The 26,147-nt window shown below is 58.8% G+C and carries 21 protein-coding genes; 15 read left to right on the top strand and 6 right to left on the bottom strand.

All coding sequences use genetic code 11. From position 1 onward, the window contains the following. Positions 1-144: 144 nt before the first annotated feature. The 3 genes from B1781_RS10075 to B1781_RS10065 are packed head-to-tail and all read right to left on the bottom strand — an operon-like array spanning position 145 to position 7,615. Positions 145-456 carry a hypothetical protein gene (locus B1781_RS10075; protein WP_125932008.1) on the bottom strand — a complete coding sequence of 104 codons (312 nt, stop codon included), beginning with the start codon at positions 454-456 and terminating at the stop codon, positions 145-147. Next, positions 456-7,181: an RHS repeat-associated core domain-containing protein gene (locus B1781_RS10070; RefSeq protein ID WP_078119551.1), complete on the bottom strand. Its 6,726-nt coding sequence runs from the start codon at positions 7,179-7,181 to the stop codon at positions 456-458. The genes B1781_RS10075 and B1781_RS10070 overlap by 1 nt, the downstream gene beginning before the upstream one ends. Positions 7,182-7,234: 53 nt before the next feature. Next, complete coding sequence (locus B1781_RS10065) at positions 7,235-7,615, bottom strand: hypothetical protein (protein WP_125932007.1); 381 nt, start codon at positions 7,613-7,615, stop codon at positions 7,235-7,237. A 443-nt stretch (positions 7,616-8,058) separates the two neighbouring features. Here B1781_RS10065 and gspE point away from each other — a divergent pair, with 443 nt between their 5' ends. The 15 genes from gspE (at position 8,059) to B1781_RS09990 (ending at position 22,662) form a co-directional block, all read left to right on the top strand. Then, the gene (gspE, locus tag B1781_RS10060; protein ID WP_078119549.1) at positions 8,059-9,741 is read left to right on the top strand and encodes a type II secretion system ATPase GspE; all 1,683 of its coding nucleotides are present in this window, start codon (positions 8,059-8,061) and stop codon (positions 9,739-9,741) included. A 5-nt stretch (positions 9,742-9,746) separates the two neighbouring features. Beyond that, positions 9,747-10,964, top strand: a complete 1,218-nt coding sequence (locus B1781_RS10055; protein ID WP_078119548.1) for a type II secretion system F family protein — start codon at positions 9,747-9,749, stop codon at positions 10,962-10,964. A gap of 23 nt (positions 10,965-10,987) precedes the next feature. Beyond that, on the top strand, positions 10,988-11,401 hold the full coding sequence (gene gspG, locus B1781_RS10050; RefSeq protein WP_078119547.1) for a type II secretion system major pseudopilin GspG: 414 nt from the start codon (positions 10,988-10,990) through the stop codon (positions 11,399-11,401). Positions 11,402-11,413: 12 nt separating this feature from the next. Beyond that, positions 11,414-11,872, top strand: a complete 459-nt coding sequence (locus tag B1781_RS10045) for a GspH/FimT family pseudopilin (RefSeq protein WP_078119546.1) — start codon at positions 11,414-11,416, stop codon at positions 11,870-11,872. Continuing rightward, positions 11,872-12,264, top strand: a complete 393-nt coding sequence (locus B1781_RS10040; RefSeq protein WP_078119545.1) for a type IV pilus modification PilV family protein — start codon at positions 11,872-11,874, stop codon at positions 12,262-12,264. Before B1781_RS10045 ends, B1781_RS10040 begins: the two co-directional genes overlap by 1 nt. Beyond that, positions 12,261-12,914 carry a prepilin-type N-terminal cleavage/methylation domain-containing protein gene (locus tag B1781_RS10035; protein ID WP_078119544.1) on the top strand — a complete coding sequence of 218 codons (654 nt, stop codon included), beginning with the start codon at positions 12,261-12,263 and terminating at the stop codon, positions 12,912-12,914. Before B1781_RS10040 ends, B1781_RS10035 begins: the two co-directional genes overlap by 4 nt. Next, entirely contained in the window at positions 12,911-13,828 is a 918-nt protein-coding gene (locus B1781_RS10030) for a type II secretion system minor pseudopilin (RefSeq protein WP_078119543.1), read from the top strand. Before B1781_RS10035 ends, B1781_RS10030 begins: the two co-directional genes overlap by 4 nt. After that, the gene (locus B1781_RS10025) at positions 13,825-14,874 is read left to right on the top strand and encodes a PilN domain-containing protein (RefSeq protein WP_078119542.1); all 1,050 of its coding nucleotides are present in this window, start codon (positions 13,825-13,827) and stop codon (positions 14,872-14,874) included. Before B1781_RS10030 ends, B1781_RS10025 begins: the two co-directional genes overlap by 4 nt. Next, on the top strand, positions 14,874-15,464 hold the full coding sequence (gene gspM / locus B1781_RS10020; protein WP_078119541.1) for a type II secretion system protein GspM: 591 nt from the start codon (positions 14,874-14,876) through the stop codon (positions 15,462-15,464). Before B1781_RS10025 ends, gspM begins: the two co-directional genes overlap by 1 nt. Beyond that, entirely contained in the window at positions 15,457-16,059 is a 603-nt protein-coding gene (locus B1781_RS10015; RefSeq protein ID WP_078119540.1) for a hypothetical protein, read from the top strand. Before gspM ends, B1781_RS10015 begins: the two co-directional genes overlap by 8 nt. Before the next feature lie 26 nt (positions 16,060-16,085). Continuing rightward, a complete protein-coding gene (gspD, locus tag B1781_RS10010; protein WP_078119539.1) occupies positions 16,086-18,329 on the top strand; it encodes a type II secretion system secretin GspD in 2,244 nt (747 codons plus the stop codon). A gap of 350 nt (positions 18,330-18,679) precedes the next feature. Beyond that, a complete protein-coding gene (locus B1781_RS10005; RefSeq protein ID WP_078119538.1) occupies positions 18,680-19,384 on the top strand; it encodes a hypothetical protein in 705 nt (234 codons plus the stop codon). 121 nt (positions 19,385-19,505) lie between these two features. Beyond that, on the top strand, positions 19,506-20,660 hold the full coding sequence (locus B1781_RS10000) for a hypothetical protein (RefSeq protein WP_078119537.1): 1,155 nt from the start codon (positions 19,506-19,508) through the stop codon (positions 20,658-20,660). Then, a complete protein-coding gene (locus B1781_RS09995; protein ID WP_125932005.1) occupies positions 20,653-21,834 on the top strand; it encodes a hypothetical protein in 1,182 nt (393 codons plus the stop codon). Before B1781_RS10000 ends, B1781_RS09995 begins: the two co-directional genes overlap by 8 nt. Positions 21,835-21,882: 48 nt before the next feature. Continuing rightward, complete coding sequence (locus B1781_RS09990) at positions 21,883-22,662, top strand: hypothetical protein (RefSeq protein WP_078119535.1); 780 nt, start codon at positions 21,883-21,885, stop codon at positions 22,660-22,662. Positions 22,663-22,708: 46 nt separating this feature from the next. On the opposite strand, the gene B1781_RS09985 is transcribed toward B1781_RS09990, so the two are convergent. From B1781_RS09985 to B1781_RS09975, 3 genes are read right to left on the bottom strand one after another with little or no spacing between them, the layout of a single operon-like run. Then, complete coding sequence (locus B1781_RS09985; RefSeq protein ID WP_078119534.1) at positions 22,709-23,329, bottom strand: hypothetical protein; 621 nt, start codon at positions 23,327-23,329, stop codon at positions 22,709-22,711. Continuing rightward, a complete protein-coding gene (locus B1781_RS09980; protein ID WP_078119533.1) occupies positions 23,329-24,876 on the bottom strand; it encodes a vWA domain-containing protein in 1,548 nt (515 codons plus the stop codon). Before B1781_RS09980 ends, B1781_RS09985 begins: the two co-directional genes overlap by 1 nt. Positions 24,877-24,908: 32 nt before the next feature. Further along, positions 24,909-26,135, bottom strand: coding sequence for a toxic anion resistance protein (locus B1781_RS09975; RefSeq protein WP_078119532.1), 1,227 nt, complete (start codon positions 26,133-26,135; stop codon positions 24,909-24,911). Between the last annotated feature and the right edge of the window lie 12 nt (positions 26,136-26,147).

Below are 26,147 nucleotides of genomic sequence, written 5' to 3'. Positions count from 1 at the left end.
AATGGGAAAGACTAGTCGCTCGGGGTCTTGTGGATCACCAGATCAAGAACTCTGACCCCTTGATTTCTGCGATGGTGATTCCACAACAGAACGCCGACCACCCCATGATATCGAGTACTCGCAAAAGGAATCGGACTCCATTATTCAACTATCAAATCCCCTGTCGCAAACATCAACTATTCGGCCAGTTGCAATGGTCTTGCCTTCCCATAGGGATATTTCCGAATTTGCCTTAAGCGATTCGAAGGCTTTATCGCGATTCAAGAACTTGATCGGAATCGCATACTCCTTCCCAAGCTCAAAACACGTCTTGCCGTCGAGGACAAATCTACAGTCAAAACCTTCATCGCCGAGCATTAGTGGGCAACCGTAGCTATCACTCACGATTGGCGTATTTCTTCCACCTTCCTCTTGGGTCAAAAAACGTACAGTAATAACAACATCAGCTTTCATCATTAGTGCGGTAATGCCATATAGTTGAGGATCTCTGGCCGTAAACTTTGTAGCGAATCGTTCGACAGCACGTAAGCTGGAATTCCCCCGTCTACACTCACGGGAGTCGGCAGCGAAGATATCCGAACTCTTGTGGACACTATCGTATAGGCCGGGTCACCAAAAGAATTTACTGCCTGTCTCGCGTAATCGGAAGCGTATGCAGCCGAACTAGTGAAATACTTGCCTTCCGCGGATCCGCGATTTATTAACTGGCCTGTTGCCTGAATATCTAAGAGTTCAGCAGGCCCCACCGCGCGATAAAGAGTTATCGAACGCAGACCATTAAACAAACTTCGCACCGCGCTGAAAAAACCGCTTCCTGGCACCACCATCGAAGACACGGTCAAAACAAGCTGCTCGTTCTTCGTCATGCTGCGCCCGGGCGTTCCATCGTACCCATGGCAGCTACCCTTGCAAATCGATTGTCCCTCATTGTTGAACAGATGGGAGAACGCTGCACTTATGGCACCGTTCCCGAATTTCCCTCCACCGAGGGTAGACGCAGTCCCACCTGCTACGGCTGCTACGGTTGTCCGTGCCGCCACGCCCGTAGCTCCCTCCATGTTGCCAAAATAGTGTTGGGCTCTGCGACCAGCATAGTGCCCCAGCGCACCACCTAGGAATCCAGACTTAAAGTCTCCTCCAGAAAGTTCGCTGACAATCCCTTGCGCAATACCATGGGCTATGTCCCTTGCAACTGCGACAGCGCCGTCAAAGGCACCCTCCAGCCAATTTCCGATTGAACCGTGCCCGATATCGAAAGCAAGACCAGCGCTTATTCCACCAAACAAAGCTCCTTTTAATCCTGCCTTCAGGCTTCCACCTAGTATTGCTCCACTTACGAACCCTCCAACGGCTCCAGCTGCGATACTGAACGCCAGCGTTCCTGAAGTGAAGCCAAGCGCCCCAGCAGCAGCCGGCCCTATGAACGCTGCTGCTGCAATCGCAACGATCACCCGACCATATTTCTTCAGAAACTTCCCAATGGACTTGAACGCTTTCTTGATGCTCTTAAACAGCTTCTTAAAGAAATACCCACTCGGATCCGTATACTTCAACGGATTGTTCATCGCGTAGGCATACCGGTTATAACTCTGCGAGCTATACGGCGCCTGCACATGCGGATCGGCACTCAGGAACCGCCCAAGCTGCGGGTCGTAAACCCGCCCGTTCATATGGATCAGGCCGACTTCGTCTATATGCTCGTGCCCGGTGAAGCCCCGATTGGTGTACAGCGCAAGGTTCAGGCCCCCGATCGTGCGCCAGTCGCCGGCGCGTCGCTCACCGAACGGTGAATACCCGGTGCGCTCGACGATGACGCCCTGCCCATCGGTGATCGTGTCGATACTGCCCAGCGCATCGCGGTGCAGGTACCGGGTTTCATCGCGCGATTCGTCGATGACGCCGTTGCCGTCTTCGTGCTCGATATGGATCGCGGCCAGACCGTCGTCGGCGTAGATGAAGTACTTGTGGGTGACCTCGCCATTCGACTTCTCGACCCGTTCGTAGCTCTTGCCGAGGTACAAAGTGGTTTCGTCGAAGCCGACCATGCCGCCCACGGTTTTCTTGTAGCGCGCGCGATCCGGACCATAGTGGAACTGCACCACGGTGCCGTCTTTCTGGAAGCTGGTCGGCTTATTGAAGCTCGTCCAGGTGATGGTACGGCCACCGCCTTCGGTGATCGAGCCGTTGTCGTCGTAGATGTACTCGTCGTTAGCCGCATGGCTAAGTGCATGCGGACCGGCATTGCCGACACTCTTGGCAGCGTTGCCGTACAGGTAAGTTCCGACATCGGACTTGTTCAGCATATTGCCGAGGGCGTCGTACACATAGGTGGTTTCGGCGTGATACGCAATGCCATCGGCCGTGCCGTCGACCGTCGACGTTACGAGGCGGTTGAGTCCGTCGTAGTCGAAGGTTTCGTGCGCATCCTGAATGCGGTCGCGGCGTGCCTGCACATTGTCGAGCGCGTCGTACTCGTAATCGAGGTGGCGGATCAGGTCGCCGTGACCGAAACCGGTCTGGATGGTGTTGAGCTGACCGGTTGCACGGTCGTAGTCCTGGATCGTGACCAGGCCGTTGCCGGTGCGGTGGCCGGTGAGACGACCAGCGGCATCACGGCTGGTAGCTCGCCACCACGTGACGTAGGCCGGGTCGGCCAGCATCGCATCGAGCGTTTCCGACTGCGACGCATCAACCCACAGCTCGGCCTGCTCCATGCGATCGCGCAGACCACCGGCGACGACGATCAGTTGCTCGGCCAGCGTCAGGGCATTGTCGATATCCGCAGACAAGGCTTGTGCCGCGTAATGTGAGAGCTCGGCTGCCTCCTGTAGATGATCGAGCAGGTCCTGCGGGAGGTTGACTGCAGTGTCGCCCAAGGCCTCGTATTCTGCCGCCTTGGTCAGGAAGTAGGCCTGTCGATCGAGCAGGTCTGCAGCAGCATCCAGTGCCGACTGCGCACTGGTGACGGCGTCATCGTAGAGGCCGGCCAGATGCTGGGCATCGTAGTCATTGACGTGGTTGCTCGGACTGCGCTTGGCCAACAGGTAGCCGTACTGGTTGTAGAGGTTTTCGGTCTCGAAGCCGTTCGGGCGCCAGCTCTTGGCGACACGGCCGAAGGCGTCGTATTCCACCGCGGTGTTGAACACCTTGCCGTCGAAGGCATTGACCGAGACGATCTCTCGCCCGAAGTTGTCGTAGCTGTGTTCGGTGCTGTACAGCAGAGTGCCCGTGGTGTCGAACTGCTCGACCTTGTACAGCTTGCCGATACCTTTTTGCGCTGTGTCGTACGTCCAGACCGTTTCGCCTTCCGGTTCGACGCGTCGGATCATACGGCCCAGGTTGTCGTAGGTCATGGAAACAGACCGGTTCTTGGCGTCGGTCTGGCTGACCAGTTCGCCGAAGGCGTTGTGCTGGTAGGTCCAGTAGCCCATGTCCGGGTCTTGCATAGCCGTTTTCTGGCCACGCACGTCGTACCACAGCTCGGTAGTGACCACCTTGGCGCTGGCGTCATCGTGCTGATGGGTCTTCAGCAGGTTACCGATGGCATCGTATTCATAGGTGACCTTACCGCCCTCTTCTTCCTCGACCAGGACGACTTTGCCCAGGGCATTCTTCGTGGTGCGTTTGACCTGACCGAGGGTATTGGTTTCGACCGTCGTCAGACCCTGGTAGTCGATCTGCGTGACGACCGTGCCTTTGCCGGTATCGAAGCTCTTTTTGACGACGCGATTGACTTCGTCATAGTGATTGATCACCCAGTAGGCGGGATCATCGACGAAATACGGCAGCGATGAGCGGTACTCACGCCCTTGTTCGTCATATTCGGTATCTTGATAGATGGCTTTGCCGTCAAAACCGGTGCTGAGTTTACGGATGACTCTGCCTAGCTGGTCGTAGTAGACCGAGGCCGGCGCGCTGCCGCTAATCTCTTCGGTGACCTTGTAGTAGGCGGCGACCGGTGCATGGGCATCGCTCGCATCGACCCAGGTGCGCGTGGTGAGGGTTTCGGTGCCGTCGGCACGCAGTTCGCGTTCGACACGCGCCAATCCGTCGTATTCCCATCGTGTGGTCAGATTGTTCGGGCCGGTCAGGCTCAGCGCCTTACCGGTTGCATGATCAAACGTGCGTGCTTCGGCATGGCCGAGCGCATTCTGCACGCTGGTGGCAAAACGCCCGCTTGGATCATAGCCCGACGTACTGATGCGCGTGGGCAGCCCGTCGGCCGACACGGCGACGCGTACTTTGTTGCCGAAGGCGTCGTACTCATAGGTGGTGACTTGGCGGTAGGCCGGTTGGTCCGGCTCAATGATTTCATCCTTGAGCAGACCTGTTTCCGCATAGTAGGTGAACGCGGACTTGCGCGTTTCGGTGCTGCCGTTCGAGTGAGTATGGACAACAGTTGCATCGCGCAAACGGCCAAGATGCCATTTGTCAGCGGTGACGATGTTGTCGTAGTTACTGGTCGTGACTTTGGAGAAGGTCTCGCCACCGGCTTCGGTGATGACCTCGACCGTGCCGACGTTGCCGTAGGCATCGTAGTTGGATTGGCGCGTGATCGCCGTTGATACCAGTGTGCCGTCGAGTTCGTAGGATTTCTCGACCTTTTCTACCAGATACGGGAAGTGGGTTTCGTAGTCCCACACCGAGCCATCAGGGCGAGTTTCGGGGTGGACCGCGTAGAGATCTTCGTAGGTCGTTGTGGTTGACGAAAGAACCGTACCATCCGCGGCATAGGTGGTGACCGCTTTAGGCATGCCGGTAAACGGATAGTCTTGGTGGTATTCGGTGCGTGTGGTTACACCGGTTGATTCGTCAGTGGCTTCGTCCCAGGCGAAGCCAAGCAGGCCGCGGCCTTGTACGTGGGCTCGCAGGCCGCCGTAACGATAGCCGGTACTCGTCGTTCCTCCTAAACCATTGCTTTTCTCGACGTCCGAGACGACCCACATTGGCATCTGCAAGTTGGGCGTTGGGTGAACTCCTCCTTCACCTTTCACATAGAAACCCTTGGTAGTAAGAGCGTCATATCGCACAGCAATCTTTGCGCCCAAGCTGTCCTTGAACTCCGTTATGTGCCTCGATACTCCGCCGATGTTTGAATGCACCCAAACTCGGCCACCCGATTTACCCTGATAGTGCTGGACAAAATCCGACAATCCGTCGCCGGTCATGTCAACAAATGCTTGGTGCCAGTCGCTATTGAAGTTCGGCACTGTATCCGAGCGCCAAATCGCCCGGGTTTCAAAGCCGCTACCGGTGTTAACGCCGACCCATACCCTTTCGCCCGAGCTACCTTGATAGTGGCGGACATGGTCCGGCAACCCGTCACCCGTCATATCTACGAACTGCTGGTGCCAATCACCATTAAACTTAGGAGTTGTATCGTGATCCCAAATGACACGATCCTTGAAACCGGCAGCCGTGTTCTCGTAAACCCAGACTCGGCTACCCGAACTACCCTGATAGTGCTGGACAAAGTCCGGCAATCCGTCGCCCGTCATGTCCGCAAATGCTTGGTGCCAATCGCTATTGAAGTTCGGCGCCGTGTCTGAGTGCCAGATCTTCCGGGTTTCAAAACCGCTGCCAGTGTTGATGCCAACCCACACCCGGCTACCCGAGCTGCCTTGGTAGTGACGAACATAGTCCGGCAACCCATCGCCAGTCATATCCACAAACTGCTGATGCCAATCACTGTTGAAATTCGGAGCCGTATCGTGGTCCCAAATGACACGATCCTTGAAACCGGCAGCCGTGTTCTCGTAAACCCAGACTCGGCTACCCGAACTACCCTGATAGTGCTGGACAAAGTCCGGCAATCCGTCGCCCGTCATGTCCACAAATGCTTGGTGCCAATCGCTATTGAAGTTCGGCGCCGTGTCTGAGTGCCAGATCTTCCGGGTTTCAAAACCGCTGCCAGTGTTGATGCCAACCCACACCCGGCTACCCGAGCTGCCTTGGTAGTGACGAACATAGTCCGGCAACCCATCGCCAGTCATATCCACAAACTGCTGATGCCAATCACTGTTGAAATTCGGAGCCGTATCGTGGTCCCAAATGACACGATCCTTGAAACCGGCAGCCGTGTTCTCGTAAACCCAGACTCGGCTACCCGAACTACCCTGATAGTGCTGGACAAAGTCCGGCAATCCGTCGCCCGTCATGTCCACAAATGCTTGGTGCCAATCACCGTTAAAGTTAGGTGCGGTGTCTGAGTGCCAGATCTGACGATTCACGATAGTGTTGGAATTTTCCCCGTCCCAAAGGAAGATCGTAGGCGACAAACAAGGTCCGTCCGCAAGACACTGAGTAATCGAAGTCAACAACTGCAATATCGAAGCGCCAACCTCTTCATAGGCCAATCGGTAGTCGCTGATCAGGCTGCCTTCAGCGCGCACCTCGACCTTGCTTAGTCGATTCGAAAGCCCCTTCGCTGTACCACTTAGGTGATACATCTGAACGCGACTGGCGGGCTCATAGATGAATTGAACAATATTGGCCGCATACTCAATGCGGTCGATCATCTGCTGTCCAGTTTGCGGGTCCTCGACATAGATCATCGCCATGCTGTTTCCGACTGCATCGGTGATCTTGTTCTGCGACCAAGCCTGGACTTCGCTACGGCCTTGCGCTTTGGCGCTCGAATCAGCCGTATTGCCGTATTCAACCGTCAAACCCGCTTTGGTTTGGACGCTGAACGAGGCCGGCCCCTCTCCAGCCTGACCGTGTGCACGGATTCGCGTAAATCCATCAGTTTCAGTTCGATACTCCGAGCCATCCTCGCCGTAAGTACCACTCACGAGCACCAAACGCTGGCCATCCAGGCAATACCGATCAGATCGTTTCCATTCGACGGTTCCCAATTGACCGTCTTGTACCAAGGTCCGGCCGCACCGCGTGATAGCTGACAGCCCACTCAGCGACCAACCAACACCAAGTGTACCGTTGCCGCCGCTACTGCTGTAACTAAACGCCAACTCCGGCTGAACCCCTGCAACGCCCGGCGGCACCGCAATCGGTACCGAGTAGTTCGCAGCACCCTGTTCGACACTAAATCGCCCCGCAAGACTGCCAACAACGTAGCTCTGTAGTTCAGTCGGTGCGGCTGCGTTGGTTTGCAGCGGCAGGCAGAAGGCAGCAACGAGCAGCGCCGAAGCGCCTGATTTCACGATCGAGGAGAATTTCATGGCACTTTCCCTGTGTCTGGGATTGTTATTGGCTGTTATTCAGTAGAAGCAAGTCAGTCGCGAAGTCGATCCAGCCTTGCTTGTAAGGCGGTCAGTTTTTCCGAGCTTGCGTTGTTTTTGTCAGCGTTTTTCGGCGGCGACACGCCGGCCGCTGACAACGCTGCATCCGCTCGCGCGATTGCATCGTCGGCGGACTTCACGGCGTTGGCCGTTTCACTCGTAGGCGAATGTCCGATGGCGCCGACATCGTCTTTGAGCGAACGCACGGTACGATCCAGCGACGACGATGCAGTTGACTTGTAGGGCGATTCACCAGCTGGCGCAGATTCGTCGCTTGGCCGTGTTATCGATGTTTCGCCGGAATCAGTTTTTGACTCGGCTGCGTCGAAAAGCGATTTTTCCTGTAGGGGCTCGCGCGATACGGATGCCCACACGATCAACCCGGTGACGACAGCGAAAACGCTCGCTGCAAATACGGCCCTTGGTTTCGGCACAGTCTTTCCCTAGAAACGTTTTGATTATGTGCGCACCAGCGACCGATGCGCCTATTTGTTTTTTAGGATAATGACAAATGTGAAACTCATTCAATCGTGGATAGACAACAAACGATAATCTAGAGAATTTTGTTCCTTTCGCGTTCGTTCGCAGGCCCTACCCGTTAGGACTTCCGAAACTCCAAGTTGGTGACCCCGGGATCGCCGAATTCGACGACAGACGACATCACGACGTCATTCACTTGCAGATGCCATCTGCTGCTGCTAGCAGTTCACCGACCGCGTGACGTCGCGTCAACGTCAACCAATCCTTCACGATACCCATTCCTGAACCGCGCTATCATTCCCTTCCTATCGGTTAGCAACTCGATTCAGGCACCACCATGACCGCCACCCTGGGCGACATCCTCATCAGTTCCGGCAAACTCGCTGCCGATCAACTCGAGCGCGTGCGCAACCTGCAGGCCGAGAAAGGCGGGCTGCTCGGCCCCCTGCTCGTGCAGTTGGGCTTCGTCAGCGAACGCGATCTGGCGGCAGCCTTGGCCGAGTCGCTGGGCAGCCCGCTGGCCGAGAAGAAGGACTACGAGGAACCGGCCGAGGTCGATGGTCAGATCTCGCCGGAGTTTCTGCGCAAGCACCACCTGGTGCCGCTGCGCGTGTCGCACGAAGAGGTCGAGGTTGCGCTGGCCGATCCGGGTGACGGCTTTGTGATCGATGCGGTGAAGCTTGCGTTCGGCCGCGATGTGGCGGTGCGCATCGGGCTGATCAGCGATATCCAGGCGGCGTTGAACCGGCACTATGCCGAAGAGGCCGATGAAACCGCGGCCGAGTCATTGAGCACGACCAACGAGGTCGACGAGATCGCCCACCTGCGCGATATGGCCAGCGAGGCGCCGGTGATCCGCCGCGTGAACCAGCTGATCGGCCGGGCCTTGGAGCTGCGGGCGTCCGACATCCATATCGAACCGTTCGAGCGCGACGTGGTGATCCGTTACCGCGTCGATGGCGTATTAAGAACTATCGACTTTCCGAAAGGTGTCACACCGGCGGCGATTGTGTCGCGCATCAAGGTTATGGCCCATCTGAACATCGCCGAACGTCGTCTGCCGCAGGATGGCCGTATCAAGTTGCGCGTCGAGGGCCGCGAGATCGACCTGCGTATCTCGACCGTACCCACGTTGTATGGTGAGAGCGTGGTGATGCGTCTGCTCGACCGTGGCGATGTCACGCTCGACCTGCCCTCGCTGGGTTTCGGCGACCAAACCCTCAAGCGCTTCGAACAGCTGCTGGCACGGCCGCACGGCATCATGCTGGTGACCGGCCCGACCGGTAGCGGTAAGACGACCACCCTGTATGCCGCGCTATCGACCCTGAACACACCGGATCGCAAGATCCTGACCGTCGAAGACCCGGTCGAATATCAGATCGAAGGTATCAACCAGATACCGATCAAGCCCAACATCGATCTGACCTTTGCCAATGCGCTGCGCGCGATCCTGCGGCAGGACCCGGACATCATCATGATCGGCGAGATGCGCGATGTGGAAACCGCGCGCATCGCGGTGCAGGCGGCACTAACCGGCCACAAGGTGTTTTCGACCCTGCACACCAACGATGCCGCGAGCAGCATCACCCGCCTGCAGGACATGCAGGTCGACGACTACCTGATCACCTCGACCGTCGATGGCATACTGGCGCAGCGCCTGGTGCGACGGCTGTGCCCGGATTGCCGCGAGGCCTACCAACCGACCGACATCATGGTCGAAGAACTCGGTCTGACCCTCTTACTCAAAACTGAAACACCCACCCTGTATCGTGCGACCGGATGTGAAGCCTGTGACCATACCGGTTACCGGGGCCGCACCACGATACTCGAACTGCTGGTGATGACCGAGCCGCTACGCCGCGCCATCATCGCCAAAGAAGATGCCGATGCCCTACGCCGTATCGCCCTTGCCGAGGGCATGCTCGATATGCGTTCCGATGGCCTGCGCAAGGCTGCCGCAGGCCTGACCAGCGTCGAAGAAGTCGAGCGCGTGGTGCAGTCTCTGGTCGCCATCGAGTAGTTTCAATGCCCTTGTTCCGTTACAAAGCCGCGCGCAACGACGGTACCGTGATCGACGGTCAGCTCGAGGCTGCCGACGAGCAGCGCGCCGCGCAGGTTTTGCAGGCGCAAGGGCATGTGCCGATTCAGATCGACTCGGCGGTCGGTCAGGCGGCAAGCGGCGTTACCCGCCAGGTTCGCAGGAGCAGCAAGGCGAACGCCGCGACGATCGACTTCTTCACGCTCGAACTCGCCACCCTGCTGCGTGCCGGTCTGCCGCTGGCGCAGGCCCTCGAAACGCTGACCGGCCTGGCCGACAGCCCGGCGATGGCCGAGCTGGCCGAGTCGGTCAATACGCTGGTGCGCGACGGCCAGAGCCTGTCGAACGCGCTTGAACAGACGCACCCGGGCTTCGATGCCTTCTACTGCAATATGGTGCGTGCAGGCGAATCGAGCGGCGCGCTCGATCTGGCGCTGGAGCGGCTTGCCGAGTTTCGCGCCAGCCGTCGCGAATTGCGCAATTCGCTGATCTCGGCGTTGATCTACCCCGTTATTCTGTTGGTGATGGCCCTGATTGCCGTCGCCGTGCTGCTGGCCTTCGTGGTGCCGCAGTTCACCCAGATGTTCGCCGATGCCGGCCGCGAACTGCCGCTGCTCACGCGGATCGTTGCCGGTGCGGGCGAGATCGTCACCAACTATTGGTGGCTGATCATCGCCGTGATCGGCGGCAGCATCTGGTGGGCGATCCGCGATTGGCGCACGCCAACCGGCCGGCTGCGCTGGGATCGCTGGCTGATCAACGCCATATTGGTCGGCCCGCTCGTGCGCAAACTCAACGCGGCGCGTTTCGCGCGCACGCTGGCAACCCTGCTGGATAACGGCGTGCACCTGATGCCGGCACTGGGCATCGCCAAAGAGATCGTCGGCAACTCGGTGATGGCGCAGGGGCTCGACGTGGTGGCAGAACGCGTACGTGAAGGCGCAGGCCTGTCGGCCCCACTGGCCGAAACCGAGGTGTTGCCGCCGCTCGCCACCCAGTTGATCCGGCTCGGTGAGAGTTCCGGCAAACTTGAAATGATGCTGACCCAGGTTGCGGACATCTACGAGCGTGATGTGCAAAACTCGATGAAGCGCCTGCTCACGCTGGCCGAGCCGGTCATCATCATCATGATCGCCCTGCTGGTCACGGTGATCATTTTGTCGGTGGTGCTGATGATCCTCGAATCGAACAATTTGGCGTTTTAACGGACTATCCGGAGCTTCAAACCATGCACATCCAACGTCGCAACCGCGGTTTTACCCTGATCGAACTGATCGTGGTGATCGCCCTGGTGGCAGTGCTGGCCGCCGTGGTCGCCCCGAACCTGCTCAGCAAGGCGTCGGATGCCAACCGCAAGACCGCCGGCGTACAGATCGAAAAGATCTTCAACGCAGTCGAGTTGTACCGTCTGGAAACGGGCAGCTACCCGGAGGCCTTGTCGGACCTGGTCAAGCGCCCCGAGGGCAACGAGCGCTGGAACGGCCCCTATGTGCGCAAACTGTCGACGCTGAAGGACCCGTGGGGCAACGAGCTGGTGATCCAGCGCCCGGGACAGAACGGCCCGTTCGATATCGTGTCGTACGGTGCCGACGGTCAACCCGGCGGCGAAGACGACGCGGCCGACATCAACAGCGCGGAATGAGCCCGGCCCGGTATGACGGTCGCACTTCGATCACCAGCGCGGGGATTCACCCTGGTCGAGGTGATTATCGTTATCGCGCTGGTCGCGGTGATGGCAGCGGTGCTGTCGCCGATGTTGATGACCTCGCCGATTCGCGCCTTGCAGGCCGAGGCGCGCGACGTAGCCACCACGCTGCGTGAAACCCGCCGACTCGCCCTCGCCCGCCAGTCGCGCCAACGTTTTGTGGTCGACACCGACAGCGGCCGCTACGGCATCGCCAGCAATACCCTGAGCGCCGCCTTGCCGGATGGCATGCAGGCGCAATTGACGACTGATGAGTCGCTGCTTACCAACGAATCGACCGGCAGCATCGATTTCTTTCCCGACGGCAGTTCGAGTGGCGGTCGGGTGTCGCTGGTGATGGCAGATCGTTTTCTGGATGTCGATGTCGAGTGGTTGACCGGTCGCATCCGGGTGCGCGAGCCTCACTGATGAAACCGGCACACGGCTTTACCCTGCTTGAGATACTGGTCGCACTGACGATGTTCGCGGTCGTCGGTGGTTCTCTGCTGCAACTGTTTCAGGGCGGCCTGCGCACCGCGCGCATATCCACCGAACATACCCATGCGATCTTTCTCGCACGCAGCAAACTCACCGAGCTGCAGGCCTATGGCCATCTCGAACCCGGCACACTTTCCGGAAACTTCGGCGACGGTTATCGCTGGCAGGCCGAACTGACGCCCGCGCCGGTGGATGAGAGCGTCGGCGAAAACCCCTGGCTGCAACCACTCGCGCTGACCTTGACCGTCTATTGGGGCGAGCATGACGACGAGCGCACCTTTGCCTTGCAGAGCCTGTTGCTCAGTCAGCAGGGGCCGTCATGATGCGTCGGCAACACGGTTTCACCCTCGTTGAAATCCTGATCGCCTTGAGCATCGGCGCACTGTTGATCTCGCTGGTGTATGGCGCAGTACGCATCGGCCAGCGCAGTACCACAGCGCTGATCGATCAGACCGGCGACAACGAGGTGATGCGTATCGGTTGGCAGTTCACGCACGATGCCCTCACCCGCGCACTGCCCATCCCCAGCCGCGACAACAGCGACGACAAAACGCTGTTTATCGGCAATCCTGATCGTGTTCAGTTCGTCGCCGACATGCCGGCCTATGTAGGCATCGGTGGCCTGATGCAGATCGAACTCGGTATCAACGCTTCTCCCAAAGGAGAGCAACTCGTACTGACGCGCCAGCACTTCGACAAGGCCACGGCGAGCGCCACGGCCGAAACGGCGCAGCAGGCCGTGCTGGTCGACGAACTCGATGGATTCGATGTGCGTTATTTCGGCGCCACCGACATCGGCGTCGCCCCGTCGTGGCAATCCGACTGGCCAAGTCAGGTGATCTTGCCGAACCTGATCCAGATCAAGGTCACGCCGAAAGATGGCGAACCGTGGCCCCTGCTGGTTGCACGACCACTCACCGGCACCGTGCCGCTCGACGACGAAATCCAGCCGGATGAAGGTGGCCTGCAATGAGCCGCCCGTGCACGCAACGGCAGAACGGTTTCGCGCTGATCCTGGTGATCTGGGCCGTGATCATGCTCGCCAGCCTGGCCAGCGGTTTCTCATTGGCAGTGCGCCATGAGACGCGCGTTGCCGGCGATACGGCAGCGATCGCCCATGCCGAAGCAGCGGCCACGGCCGCCCTGCACACAGCCGTTCTGGCGTTCGGTAGCGCCGATGCCGAAACGCGCTGGCAAAGCAACCTCGAGCCTCATCAGCTCGCGTGGCCCGGCGCGTCGATCGTGGTACGCGCACAATCCGAAAGCGGCCGCATCGATATCAATCGTGCCCCGCGTGAGCTGCTGGTGGGTCTGTTCGAGCAAGTACTGCCGAACAACGACGCCAATGAACTGGCCGACGCCGTCGTCGACTGGCGCGATCGCGACGACGAGGCGCTCGCCGGCGGCTCTGAAAAGCGCGCCTACAGCGGCGCTGGTTTTGCCTACACGCCACCGAACATGCCGTTTCACTCGGTCAACGAGCTGAGTCAGGTCATGGGCTTCAACAGCGCCATGGTCAGCCGGGTGCGCCAATATCTCACCGTGTATTCACGCCAGCCGCGGATTAACGCGACCAGCGCAGACTTGGTAACATTGAATGCTGTACCCGGCATAGATCGGGACGATGCAGAGGCCTTCATCGCCGAGCGTGACCGCACGCTCGCCGAAGGCGGCACGCTGGACTTCACTGCCCTGCGCAATGGGAGGCGCTACTTGGATACCCGGCCCGGGCACATGCTGCTGTCGCTCGACATCGATGTGCGATTGAGCGACGGCCTGCGACGACGCGAACACGCCGTGATCCAGCTCAACCGGGCACGCGGCTATAACCTGTTGTTACGTGAAACATTGCCCATCCCCTTGGATAGCGAGGCGAACGGCGGATGACGTTTGCCGAGTTCTATCAATGGTGGACGACGCAACTGGGCGAGATGGTGCCCGCCCGTGTTCGCCAGTTGTTCGAGGGACAACGTGCGACGCTATGGCTGACCGCCACCGAAGGCGATCGATTGAGCGCAGCAGCCGCGCCGGATTCAAGCGATCAAATCGCGCTGCCGTCGGACGGCTCATCACTCGACAGCACAGCACGCAAGTCACTGCCCAAAGGCCCACAAAGGGTCAACCTCGCCCTGCCGCCGGGCAACTACCTGCTGCGCCGTTTCACCCTGCCGCTTGCCGCGCGTGCCAATCTCGCAAAGGCAGTCGGTTATCAACTGCCGCAGCAGACGCCGTTCAGCGCCGACCAGGTGATCTACGCCTGCGGTGAAGACAAGGCGCGTTCAACCGCCGACACACTCGGCGTGTGGCTGGTGGCCGTGCCGCATCGGCGCATCGCCGGCGCCCTGCGTTCGCTGGATTTGCCGTTACCGACCAACCCCGCCAGCCTCAACGGCGCGCCGAACGCCGACGAGACATTGACCCTGTCGTGGCGCGTGGCGGAATTGCCGTCGGCAAGCCAACGCTGGCTGCCGATCGCCGGCATCGGCCTGATCGTGTTGTTCGGTGCGGTGCTCGCCCTGCACCTGCACAACCGGCAGTCGGCACAACAGGAACTCGAAGACGCGCTGGCGCAAGAGCGCGCGCGTGCAGCCCAGGTCGGCGCCCTACGCGAGAAGATCGAGCGCACCCGCACAAATGCGGAATGGCTGCAGAACCATCGCCAGACGGCCGCATCATCGCTGGAACTGCTCAACACCTTGTCGAAGCGCCTCGATGACGGCACCTGGTTGCAACGCTTCGAACTGAATGAACGAGAGATCTCGCTCTCCGGCATCTCGCCGTCACCGGCCGAGTTGATCGAGGTACTCGAAGCCACGCCGATCCTGGAAAACGTGCGCTTCGATGCCGCCATCACCCAGAACCGCAACGAAGAAGGCAATCGCTTCAACATCAGCGCAGAGATTGAACATCGCGCAGACGGAGGCGGTAGCTGATGTTTCCCGAAGGCATTCGCGGACGGTTGACGGCGCTGGCGATCCTGCTGATCCCGCTGATTCTGTTCGCCAACTATGTGCTGGTGCCGCTGGTCGATGTATACAGCACCGGCAGCGAAGACATCGAGGGCATGCAGGATGACATTACCCGTTATCGCCGGCTGATCGGTCAGCAGGCCGATCTCGAGGCCGCTGATGAGCGCCTGCAGCAGGCACAGCCGCTCAAACCCTATCTGATCAACGGCAACAACCAGGCATTGGCCGCCGCCAATCTGCAACGGCTGTTGCAGGATGCAGCCGCCGCCAAAGGCGTGCGCGTATTGAGCCTGCGTGTACAGAACCCGCGTGCGCTGGGCCCGCTTGAACGGGTGTCGGTCGAGGCGCGCCTGCAATCGGATACACCGGGGCTGCGCAATCTGCTGCATACGCTCGAAACGAGCAAACCCTATTTGTTCGTCGACGATATGCGCATCAACGTGCGCACCAACCGGCGGCGCAACGCGATCCAGGATCTGCTCGATGTACAACTGACCTTGTACGGTCTGCGCGAACCCGACGACGCACGCGGCAGCGGAGCGCGCAATGGCTGATCGCAAGTTGCTCTTGCTGGTGGCCGGATACGCCATCGCCCTGACGTGGGGCGCCGTCGAACTGCGGCATACCTCGCCGCTGCCGGCCGAGCCCGACGACGTCGACACGCAGCCCATCGCGCCGATCGCCGTGCAGCCCGACAACGTGATCAATATCTCGGCGTTCGACGAGATCGTCGACCGTCCGCTGTTCGTGGCCGGGCGACGTCCGATCAACGAGGCCGGCACCGAGGTCGCCGAGGTTATCGAAAGCGATGCCGACGCAGAGACAACCGGCGAGATCGAAGGCAAGCGACTGACCGCCGTAATCCAGGATGGCGATCAATACATCGCTTTGATCGAAGATATCGCCGGCAACACCACGGTGCTGCGCAGTGGCGACCGGATCGCCGGCTGGCAGATCGAGTCCATTGCCAATGACCGACTGACCCTGATCGCCGGCGGTCAACGTAAGACGCTGCTCGTCTATAACTTCGACGCCGCGCGCCCGACGCCGATCGCCGGCGCGAACCGCCCGACGCGTCGACGCATGCCGTCGCGCGATACCCAGCAAAAGCCTCTGGTGCGCAATCCGGCGGTTTCCCGAACACCTTGAAAATTGTACATGGCGTTTATTCAACCATGACCCAGCACAACATCAGATCGACTCGACACCTTGCCACGAGCAGGCTGTTCTATCTCGTACTCGCCACCGGCCTGAGCATGGCACTCAACGGCTGCGCGTATGACCGCTTCTCGAACCGTTCGCCGGCGTGGGCCGACACGCTGGGCGGCTCATCGACGGCGATCAAGACATCCGATAACGTGCCGCCGGTCGACACCAAACAAACACAGCAGCCAACCGATCCACTGCCGCCCGACCCGGCGTTCTACAAGCCCGGTAGCGACGTGCTCATCAAACCTGCGCCGAAGGTTGCCGATGCACGCCCGCAGCAAGACGGCGACGTCAAACTCAATTTCCAGAACGCCAACCTACTGGAGGTGATCAAGGTCATCCTCGGCGACATGCTCGAGGTGAACTACACGGTCGACCCGACAATCCAGGGCACGGTGTCGATGCAGACCACACGCGCGCTGCATCGCGACGACCTGATCCCGACACTGGAGATGCTGCTGCGCATGAACAATGCGGCGCTGATCCAGGTCGACGGCGCATTCCGCGTCGTGCCGCTGGCCAACGCCTTCGCCGAGGTCCGCTCACCACAACTGGGTGACTCCGGCCTTGCCCTGCCGACCGGCTACAGCGTGCGCGTCGTACCGTTGCGCTACGTCGCGGCCGAAGAGATGGCGCAGATACTCAACCCCTTCGTGACCGGCAACAATCAACTGCTGCGCGTCGACACAGCGCGCAACATGCTGATCCTCGCCGGTACGGCCGCCGACATGGAGCGCCTGCTCGAAACGGTCAACGTGTTCGACGTCGACCGCATGTCGGGCATGTCGGTCGCGTTGTTCACCCCGGATTTCGTCGATGCCAAGACACTGGCCGCCGACCTCGACGCGCTGCTCGCCGATCCCAAGCAGGGGCTGATGGCCGGTCTGGTGCGCTTCATCGTCGTCGAACGGCTCAACGGCCTGATGGTGGTGACGCCGCGGGCTGAATACCTGGCGCGTGTGCGCGAGTGGGTGAATCGACTCGATCGCAACACCGGCGACGCCAGTCCGCGGCTGTTCATCTACCGGGTACAGAACGGCAAGGCCACCGACATGGCCGAGGTGTTGTCGGGCCTGTTCGAAGGTGCCGACGAACAACGCGAGCCTGTCTCACTCGCGCCCGGCTCGACGCCCACCACGGTCGGCTCGGATATCCCGACCGTCGGTGCAAGCCCCGTTACTAATACATCGCCGGATGTTGTCGACCCGACCGCGCTGCCGGTCAATCAGCCGCCCGCTGCAACACCGCCCCCCGGATCGCCTTCGGGCAGCGGCATTCGCTTCAACCAGAACCAGCGCGTGCAGATCATCGCCGACGAAGCGAACAATGCGCTGCTGATTCTGGCGCGCGGCAGTGAGTACCGACAGATTCTGACGGCGCTGAAGCAACTCGATGTCGCTCCGATGCAGGTGCTGATCGAAGTGACGATCGCCGAAGTCACGCTGACCGACAACCTAGCCTACGGTGTCGAGTGGTTTTTCAAGAACGGCATCGGCTCGAAGACCGGCGAAGGCACGCTCGATCTCGGTACGCTGGGATTGAACGACAGCCAGCTCGGCTTCACCTACGTGGTGCGCGACAGCATCGGCGACCCGCGTGCGATCCTCAACTTGCTCGCGACCGAGAGCAACCTGAGCGTGATCTCCTCACCCTCGCTGCTCGTGTTGAACAACCAGGAGGCGTCGATCCAGGTGGGTGACGAGGTGCCGATCTCGACCCAGCAACAGCAGGCCACCGTCGCCGACTCGAACATCATCAACAGCATCGAGTACCGCAACACCGGCATCCTGTTGAAGGTGAAACCGCGCATCAACTCCGGCGGCCTGGTGATCATGGAGGTCGAGCAAGAGGCCAGCCAGGTGCCCAACACCAACAACGCCGACCCGCTCACCCCGCGTATCCAGCAACGCAAGATCGCCAGCACCGTCGCGATCAACAGCGGCGATACCATCGTGCTCGGCGGCCTGATTCAGGACAACCGCAACCGCTCCGAATCCGGCATACCGGTCGCGCATAAGATCCCGATACTCGGCGCCCTGTTCGGCACCAAGGCCGACAACCAGGATCGCACCGAGCTGATCGTGCTGATCACGCCACGCGCCGTGTCGAACAGCACCGCGGCCTTGCAGGTGACCGAAGAATTCCGTCGAAGATTGCAGAAGCTGATACCGGCGCCTGTCGAAGAATCGCCGAAAGACGAGCCACGCTGAACCTCGCTCGAGGTTGAAAGCACGGTCATGGACGACCTGATCGATCGCTGTGTGGCGAACATCGACCGCGTTCCCGTTCGTTGCTTACCACTTTCGGTGGGCCGACAACGTTTCCGATCGATACGTCTTTCGTTTTTCGCATCAATGTGCACCGGGTCACACTGAACCCGTAGCGTTCATCCTGTGTTCAGTTTCAGCCTTTAAACTCCTATTCGACCGACAACATCCAGCATCGCCGAATGCGAGGGACCTACCCGTCCGATGAAAGCCGTCCGAATGAACGAGTTCGCTCTCTTGAGTTCGTGGCGACAACAACAAGAAAATTTGCAGTCATATGACAAGGAGTCATCATGCGTTTCAAGATCATCGCCGCAACCTCTCTCTTCATCGCCTCCAGTATTCCGGCACTTGCCAACTTCGCCGGGCAGGAATTGCCGGATCTCGAAGGCCTGGGCTCGGTCTTCGGTGATGTATCGTCAGGCAAGATCGATATCGAACCCACACAGACAGGTGGATTGATCTCCAGCGGCATCCCCGTTCCCGATACCGGAGTTCGCGGCAACATGGCGCGTGCCATCTCCAAGCCACTGGGTGACGCCGTCAATGATCCAAACGTGGCGTCCACATTCGAGAAGGCGTTTGTCGATGGCGTTGTCGCGGTCGAAGACGCGCTGCCCGGCATGGGTTTTGAGAAACGCGACTATGGCGTCGGCTTCGCGCTGTTCTTTCTGATGACCTGGGAACTGGCGAACGGTGTCGAACTGGAAGAGCAGGCGTCGCTCGCTGCCGCACGCAAACTGGTATCCACGGTCAAGGCCGCCCATCAGAACAAGAACGAAGCGACCACTGCCGATCAACTCGATCGCACCTACGATATGTTTTTGACAGTACCCATCTCCATTCTCGCGATGGTTCAGGCGTACGAACAAAAAGGTCTCAATGCCGAGGCCTCGAAGATGCGCGAATTCGCCGGCCAGGCCTTCGAGCAGGTGGTCGGACGCTCGCCCTACGACATCAGCGTAAAGCCGGACGGCAGCATCGTCGGCTACAACTGAACCTTCAAGCATCTTCCGCCGATCGGGATCGATTGGCATCCGGCAAGATGCATATAGGTTTCAGCGACTACACAACAAGAAATCATGGAAGGCGATGATGGCCGCTCATCATAGACGTTCAATGAAGTCATTACTGGTGCTGAGCATGATGGTTGGTGCTGCCGGTGCCGAGGCAACGCCAGGCGAGATCGCAACGCCGGCCGGATGGACCGGCAAGACATCGGGCGACAGCCAGTTGTTCACTCGTCAGTTTGCCGACGGAGAGATGAATCTCGCGGTTTACCCCTGGATCTACCTGGACGGTACCAGCGCCAAAGATTGGTTGAGTCAACGCAAGACCGATCCGTCAGGGCGCAGCCCCGTGATCGGCAAAACGCCCAAGGTCGGCAAAGGTACGGTGAAGGACACCTATACCGTCAACCGACAGCTCAGACCGATTGCCGGAAAGAAACGCGCATCGTTGCTTTTCGCGTGCGAAAAGTCCGGTCACATCCGCTACGTTGACCTGTATGGCCCGGTTGAGTACTTCGCCGGCAAATACGGCGGCGGCGCAATGGGCAAAGTTGTGTCGGTTGCCTGTGGGAGCAATCCGCCCGTTCACACGAATCAGGCCCAACAGATTGAACGCGCATCGAAGCGCCCCGATTTCAAAGAAGGGACACCACCGGATGACTTGGAAGACATCTGGTACGTCGGCTACTTCGTACCGGGCGTCAACGGCTATGAAGCGCGACAAACTGCTTTGATGACCTTCGACGACGATTCGGCCAGCAAGGACTTCGACGGTGTATTCGGACAGTCTGTCAAAGCATCACGCAGATCCAATCCCAAAGACTGGGGCACATGGGACATAGATGGCAACGACCTCAAGGTCAAATGGGCTGGGAAAAAGGGTTATCGCGACTATTTCGTCTCGCTGCGGGCCGAGCCGGGAAGAGACGACCACCGCATGGACGGCTGCTATTCCTCGTCGAAGGGTTACACCCTGCCATCCTTCGGTGGCGCTTACACGGCCTCCTTCGCGGTCAATGCATGGTGTTTCGCGAAGAACGGTCGCTTCTCGAACGACACCTCGGTCGCGATCAGCAGCGGCGGTAGCGGCTCAGCGAGTTCGGCCGGGCATAGCAGCAGTGACAAGACCGGCTGGTACCGGATCGACGGTTACGTTGTTCAATTCATCTACGACAACGGGCGCGAAGTGACGACCAGTTTCGCCATGGTCGACCACGAAAAGAGTGACGACGGCATCTTGATTGGAGGGAGCTATTTTGACTAAGCACAATGGAACTGAGGCGATTAAACACATTGCCGCCGGCGGCCTGATGTTGTTGGGCTGCACTATCCAAGCCGCAAGCGGTGCGCCGGCGGGATGGGTAGAATCCGGCGACAGCGCCAGCCCGACAGCAACCAAAACGTTCAACGGCAACAAAATGCAGCTGCAGGTATCACCCTGGATGCCACGCAAAGGATCTTTGAAATCCTGGCTGGCCAACAATGCCAAGAAGTCACCAAAAGGTTATCGCTTCTACAAGAGCAAGTTGAAGATCGACGAAAGCCTGCCCAAGGGAAGCTATCAGGTACTACGCCAAGTGCGGGGCAAAGATGGCAAGACGGCATTATCGTTGCTCTCGGTCTGCCCTGGTCGCAATAACACGATGCGCACAATCGATTCGATCGGCGAGAAGTCGGTGTTTGTGCACCGACCAGCCGTGAACGACCTTGTCAAAGCGCTGACCTACTACTGCAGCACCGGATCCCAATCGCCCCGGACAACCACAGCGGCAAACCAACAGGCCACAGGCAAGATCAGCACCGCGCCCATCTCGGCTCCGCGACTGCCGGATGGCTTTGCCGGATTTCGCGGCGTCATTTACTACGGCATGCAGGCCGGCGGTATGTTCGGCCCGACCAGCATGACCATCGCGCTGTTCGACGACCATACCTACACGGATGACATTGCGACCGTTTTCAGAGAAGGCGCAAGCGTATCCAAACGTAAGAACCCGAAGGATTGGGGCCAATGGCGCAAACGTGGCGGCAAGCTCGAACTCAAGGATCATAACGACAAAGAGTTCGACAAAACCCGCGGCGACTGGATAGCCGTACCCGGCAGCAAAAATCAGAAACTCAATGGCTGCTTTGGGCGATTGGTCTCAAGCAATGGCTTGGGCGTGGGCAGCGCAACGGTCGGCCGGGCCAGCGCCTGGTGCTTCTCACCGGATGGACGCTTCACGCATGATGCGACTGGCTTCGGTTCTGTCTCCGGTGCCGGCGTGAGCGGCGCAACGTCTTCATCGTCACCCACTGTTCGCGGTCGATACCGCATCGATGGCTATGCCATGCACCTGGTCTACGACGATGGTTCCGATGTGCAGGCGGGTTTCGCCTTTCTGAACGATGACAGAACCCACATCGCCGTCAACGGTAAGCGCTTCATGGGCAACAAGTGATGCACTGCCCGATCACCGTCGGCGCACCAAAATCGGAGCAGCATTGAGATGGATTTGAAAGCGTTCTTCGCCCGCCTGTTCGGATCGCAGGCCCATGCCGCGACGCCGACTGCGGCTTCACCTGATAATCGGCCATCGACGACACAGACCGCCGAGACGATTGCCGACGACGATCCGCGCAACGCAGCCGGCTATCAACGCCTTCAGGCCTACTGGGACGCCATCGGCCCGAGCGATAGAGACCTGTTGACCTACCTGGTCAATCCTCAGTTTCAAGGGGCGCCGGCCTGGCCGAATACCCGGCAGGCCTACCGCATCGTCCGGCCCAAAGACAGCCTGATCATCGCCTCGGATGGACTTTCGGATCCTTTCGTCGGTACCGACATTGCAGGTAAACAAGGGTTCGGCTGCGAAGTCTATATCGAGGCCCCGGAGCTGGCAGGCGCCTCGTTCGACGATGTTCGATCGAGTTGGGCCTTCGCCTTCATCGAATTGCTGGCACAGAACATCGCCCATCTTGGCGGGCTGTCCCAACACATTGCCAAGTACCGCGTGCTGTCGCTTGAGCTCCCCCTGTCGGGCGCGTTGCCGCCCGAATGGCTCAGCGCAAACGGCACCGCCGGCTGCCTGATCAATCTGCCGGTCGAAGGCCGGCCGGCGCGCATCGACGACATGCCGTTTGGCCCGGTCGACATCCTGTGTGCCAAGCTGCTGACGCCTGCTGAACTGGCCGACATCGTTGCGGGAAACGCCGATGCAAGGTCGGCATTGGCCGAACGATTCAATCAGAGCGACACCGGGCACCATAGCCGGCTAGATCGGCTGTAACACAGGCAACCTTCGCTCTACCCTCTTCCGGCCGGTCGCCCAGGAACTAGCTGATCCAATCATAATCGCCGGCAAACTTCTCCTTGATGAACTTGCCGTGCGCGATTAATGCGTCGGTGTCGTTCTCCAGGATATTCTGCAGAATCTTGTCCATTTCTCGTTGCAACAGATCCAACTGCTCGATCAGCATCTCTCGCGGCGTCGTACCGCTTTTCATACGATGCAGTCGCGCAAACGCCGGAGGCAATTGCAGGTAAGTCTCCAGCATACTTGGCAGGTAGTCGGTGACGGTTTTCTTCACCGAATGTAGGTACTGGCTATTGCTTTCGATCTTTTCGAGATGCGGAAGTATCTGCTTGATCGTCTCACTGACCGACGACAAGCGCTCCAGCACCGCATCCGATACGTGTTTTTTGACCGATTTCAACAAACCGTCCAACGCTTCGGAGAGTGCGCGGCCATCCAGGGCGTGGTTCATCGACAAATGCAGGTTGGGGTTGCGCGGCACACCCATGTACCCGATGGCATACAGCCCCGCGACGATGAAAGGCCAGTAGCTTTTGATAACGCCGAAGAAGAACAAGATGAGTCCTGCGAGCGCAAGCGCGCTGCCGACGATGTTGGGTGTCCCATAGACGAAAAGTAAGAATCTGCGCTTACCCGCCACTATTGATAACCGCGAATCTTCTTGAACGCCTGGGCCAATGACTGCTTGCGACTGTCAAAGACCCGCCCACCGGTCATCGTCGCGAGATCCATCATCTCCGCATCATTGGAGTCGCCGAACAAGATCGGAAACGTTCTGATGCCCTCGGCAGCATTCGCATGGTTGTAATAGATACTAGCGAACTGTTGGTAATCGGTACCCGCCGTGTTGTTTCCGTCCGTCATCAGAACGATCGAATAAAAACGTTGTGGATCTTGTTGCTTGCTGGTCATCGCCAGCTCGTAAGCCTGAGACATCGCGTCATAGATAGCGGTGTTCCCACCCGCTTGCAGATCGTTAATCGCATGACGCACATCAGAAATATTCGCACCGTCAGCCGTCATCTCGTAGGTCGAGTCCATGGAGATACCCGAATTGAACGCGATCAAGGTGATACGTTCGCGATTTCTAAAACGGGCAAACCGGCCGGTAAGACTCTTGTCATCTCCGGTTAGGTTGTACAAGGCTCTCTTCAGCTGCTCCAACCTGTCGCCTGCCATTGAACCGCTGACATCGAGCACAAAAATCGAATGATTGGGTTTGCGGTGCTGATCCAGGAATGCGAAAAGAATCTCGTTGACTGTGTTCAGGCCGCTCGGAAACGGCAACTCCAGTTGGAAACCCTTCGGAAACTTCGCGGTGGCTTTGATCTGCGGTAGCACCGGGCGGCGATTGGTATTTTCCATCATCCACTGTTGAAAATCGGGCGTCTTCAGGTAGGCAACAATCTTGTTGTACGCCTCGCGCTGATCCTTGTTCAGCAAAATGAACGGATAATCCGCCGTTACCACACCTTCCTGTGGGTAAATCAGCACCAGCTCCTCGCGCAGCTTGCCGGACGTATTCAGGTCCATCAGGATCGATTCGTAGTTAAATAGCCCGTCGATGTGCTCCTGCTCGCGCACATAGGCCTCTGCGAGCCACCCCGAGCTTCCTGAGGTCAACGCCTGGCCACTGAAAAAGTCTTTGAGCTTGGCAACGTCAACATTGTCCGCCGTGATCACGTCGCTGGAGCCCGAAAAAGCCGCCTGTACACCCATGACCGTGGAAAAGCCGGAGTTAGACGCCGTCGGGTCGGTCATTGCGAAACGAAACTCGCCGCTTTTCGCCTTCTCGGCGATATCTGCCCAGGTTACCGTGTCTCCTTCAGTCCATCCCCATTTGCGAGCAAGACTTTCCTTGACCGCAGGAATCACCGGCGAAAGTCCAATCTTTTCTTCGGCTACGATTCGCTTTTCCGGACCTTGGAGCAAGCTGAGATACTTCGCGTGTGAAAACCAGGCGAAGTCGTAATGCTGATTACCGTTGACAATGGCGTCGGCACCATCGAGCGTACCGATGTAGTGCATCTCCAGCCGGACACCGGTTGCACTCGCAATCTCGTCCAGTCTTGGCTCGATGTCTTTCAACTCCGAACCCGCCAGGACGGTGAGTGATTCCTGTTGGCTGCATCCCAGCAGCGCAGCCGACAACGTCAGTGTCGCGATCAAAGTTCTCAGCACTTTCATGGTTCTTCCCGCTTGCGGTCGCTCGCGTGGCGCTAAATGTGGACTTCGTTTGACGAAACCGAATCGGACGCCGCCGTTTGTTCGGCGGCTTCCTGCTCGCGAATTCGGTCGAGATAGGCCTTGGATTTGTCGATCTCGGTCGTCAAGGCGTCGACGGTCTGCTGCATGTTGCCGAGCGCTTTGACTTTGTAGTCCGCCATCATGTCCATCGTGGCGTAGATGTCGGAGAAAGCTGATTTCAGTTTATCCAGTTCAATCGTCGAACTTGAAGCCTGCTCACCGATCGCCGACGCCTGCTGCTTCAGCATTGCCGCCGTACTCGCGATCATGTTCGATGTGGTGGTGTTCAACGCTGCAATCTGATCGAGCACCAACTTCTGGTTGGTCAATGCCTGCGCCACGATCACCGCTGTACGCAGCGCGGACACCGTCGTCGTTGTCGCTCTGTCGACACCCTTGATCAGTTCCAGGTTGTTCTTGCGGATCATGTCCAGCGCCATGTAGCCCTGCACGCTGACAGCCAGCTGGGTCAGTAGGTCTTGTACCTTCTGCCGCACATAGAAAAGCATCTCTTCCTTAACCACCCTCGCCTTCTCGGGGTTTTCGGATTCGATCTGGGCAACGCGCGTCTCCAGCGCCTGATCGATCTCCTTGCCGACGTAGGCATACTGCTCGAGCATGCCCATCGTGTCCCAAAGACGCGCCTTTTCGACCTCAATCGATGCGTTGTCCTTCTTCAGCTCGTCCTGGCCGTTGTACAGCGACTGAATGATGGCGTTGATATGGGTTTGCGCGGATTGATACTTGTCGAAATAATCTTTCAGTTTGTTACCAAAAGGGATCAAGCCAAGCAGCTTTTTCGGCGACAGCAGATCGCCCTGCTTGCTTGGGTCGAGGTCTTCGACCGTGCTGCGCAGCTCAACCAGGGATTTTCCGATGGGTGACGAGCCGTCCAGGATGCCGTCATTGATCGCGCGAACCGGTCGCTCCAGCATGCGGTTCGAGATGCTCGCCGCTTCGCGAATCTTGTCGCTACCCATCGAATGGATCGAGCGCACCTTATCCTGGAACTGTTCGCTGTTCACGTCGACGCTGACCACGATGTTGATGAACTCGTCAACTTTTTCGTCAAGGGCGTGCCGCTGCTCGTCGGTTACCGGCACGATGCTGGCGGCCTTTTCCTTCTCGATGGGCGCGACAGCAGCCGGTGGCTGCAAAGCACTCTGATCAGGCGGCGTTAACGTTTCTGTCTGACTCATGGTTCAAATACT

It is taken from the genome of Thiosocius teredinicola, from assembly GCF_002009425.1.
Lineage (GTDB): Bacteria > Pseudomonadota > Gammaproteobacteria > Chromatiales > Chromatiaceae > Thiosocius > Thiosocius teredinicola.
This window is presented reverse-complemented; position numbering and strand designations above follow the sequence as displayed.

Coding starts and splice junctions, on each gene's coding strand:
- B1781_RS10055 (WP_078119548.1), top strand. CDS start 9,747: ATGCCCTTGTTCCGTTACAAAGCCGCGCGCAACGACGGTACCGTGATC.
- B1781_RS10000 (WP_078119537.1), top strand. CDS start 19,506: ATGAAGTCATTACTGGTGCTGAGCATGATGGTTGGTGCTGCCGGTGCC.
- B1781_RS10075 (WP_125932008.1), bottom strand. CDS start 456: ATGATGAAAGCTGATGTTGTTATTACTGTACGTTTTTTGACCCAAGAG.
- B1781_RS10030 (WP_078119543.1), top strand. CDS start 12,911: ATGAGCCGCCCGTGCACGCAACGGCAGAACGGTTTCGCGCTGATCCTG.
- gspM (WP_078119541.1), top strand. CDS start 14,874: ATGTTTCCCGAAGGCATTCGCGGACGGTTGACGGCGCTGGCGATCCTG.
- gspG (WP_078119547.1), top strand. CDS start 10,988: ATGCACATCCAACGTCGCAACCGCGGTTTTACCCTGATCGAACTGATC.
- B1781_RS10040 (WP_078119545.1), top strand. CDS start 11,872: ATGAAACCGGCACACGGCTTTACCCTGCTTGAGATACTGGTCGCACTG.
- B1781_RS10070 (WP_078119551.1), bottom strand. CDS start 7,181: ATGAAATTCTCCTCGATCGTGAAATCAGGCGCTTCGGCGCTGCTCGTT.
- B1781_RS10035 (WP_078119544.1), top strand. CDS start 12,261: ATGATGCGTCGGCAACACGGTTTCACCCTCGTTGAAATCCTGATCGCC.
- B1781_RS09980 (WP_078119533.1), bottom strand. CDS start 24,876: ATGAAAGTGCTGAGAACTTTGATCGCGACACTGACGTTGTCGGCTGCG.
- B1781_RS10025 (WP_078119542.1), top strand. CDS start 13,825: ATGACGTTTGCCGAGTTCTATCAATGGTGGACGACGCAACTGGGCGAG.
- gspD (WP_078119539.1), top strand. CDS start 16,086: ATGACCCAGCACAACATCAGATCGACTCGACACCTTGCCACGAGCAGG.
- B1781_RS09975 (WP_078119532.1), bottom strand. CDS start 26,135: ATGAGTCAGACAGAAACGTTAACGCCGCCTGATCAGAGTGCTTTGCAG.
- B1781_RS10005 (WP_078119538.1), top strand. CDS start 18,680: ATGCGTTTCAAGATCATCGCCGCAACCTCTCTCTTCATCGCCTCCAGT.
- B1781_RS10045 (WP_078119546.1), top strand. CDS start 11,414: ATGACGGTCGCACTTCGATCACCAGCGCGGGGATTCACCCTGGTCGAG.
- B1781_RS09990 (WP_078119535.1), top strand. CDS start 21,883: ATGGATTTGAAAGCGTTCTTCGCCCGCCTGTTCGGATCGCAGGCCCAT.
- B1781_RS10015 (WP_078119540.1), top strand. CDS start 15,457: ATGGCTGATCGCAAGTTGCTCTTGCTGGTGGCCGGATACGCCATCGCC.
- gspE (WP_078119549.1), top strand. CDS start 8,059: ATGACCGCCACCCTGGGCGACATCCTCATCAGTTCCGGCAAACTCGCT.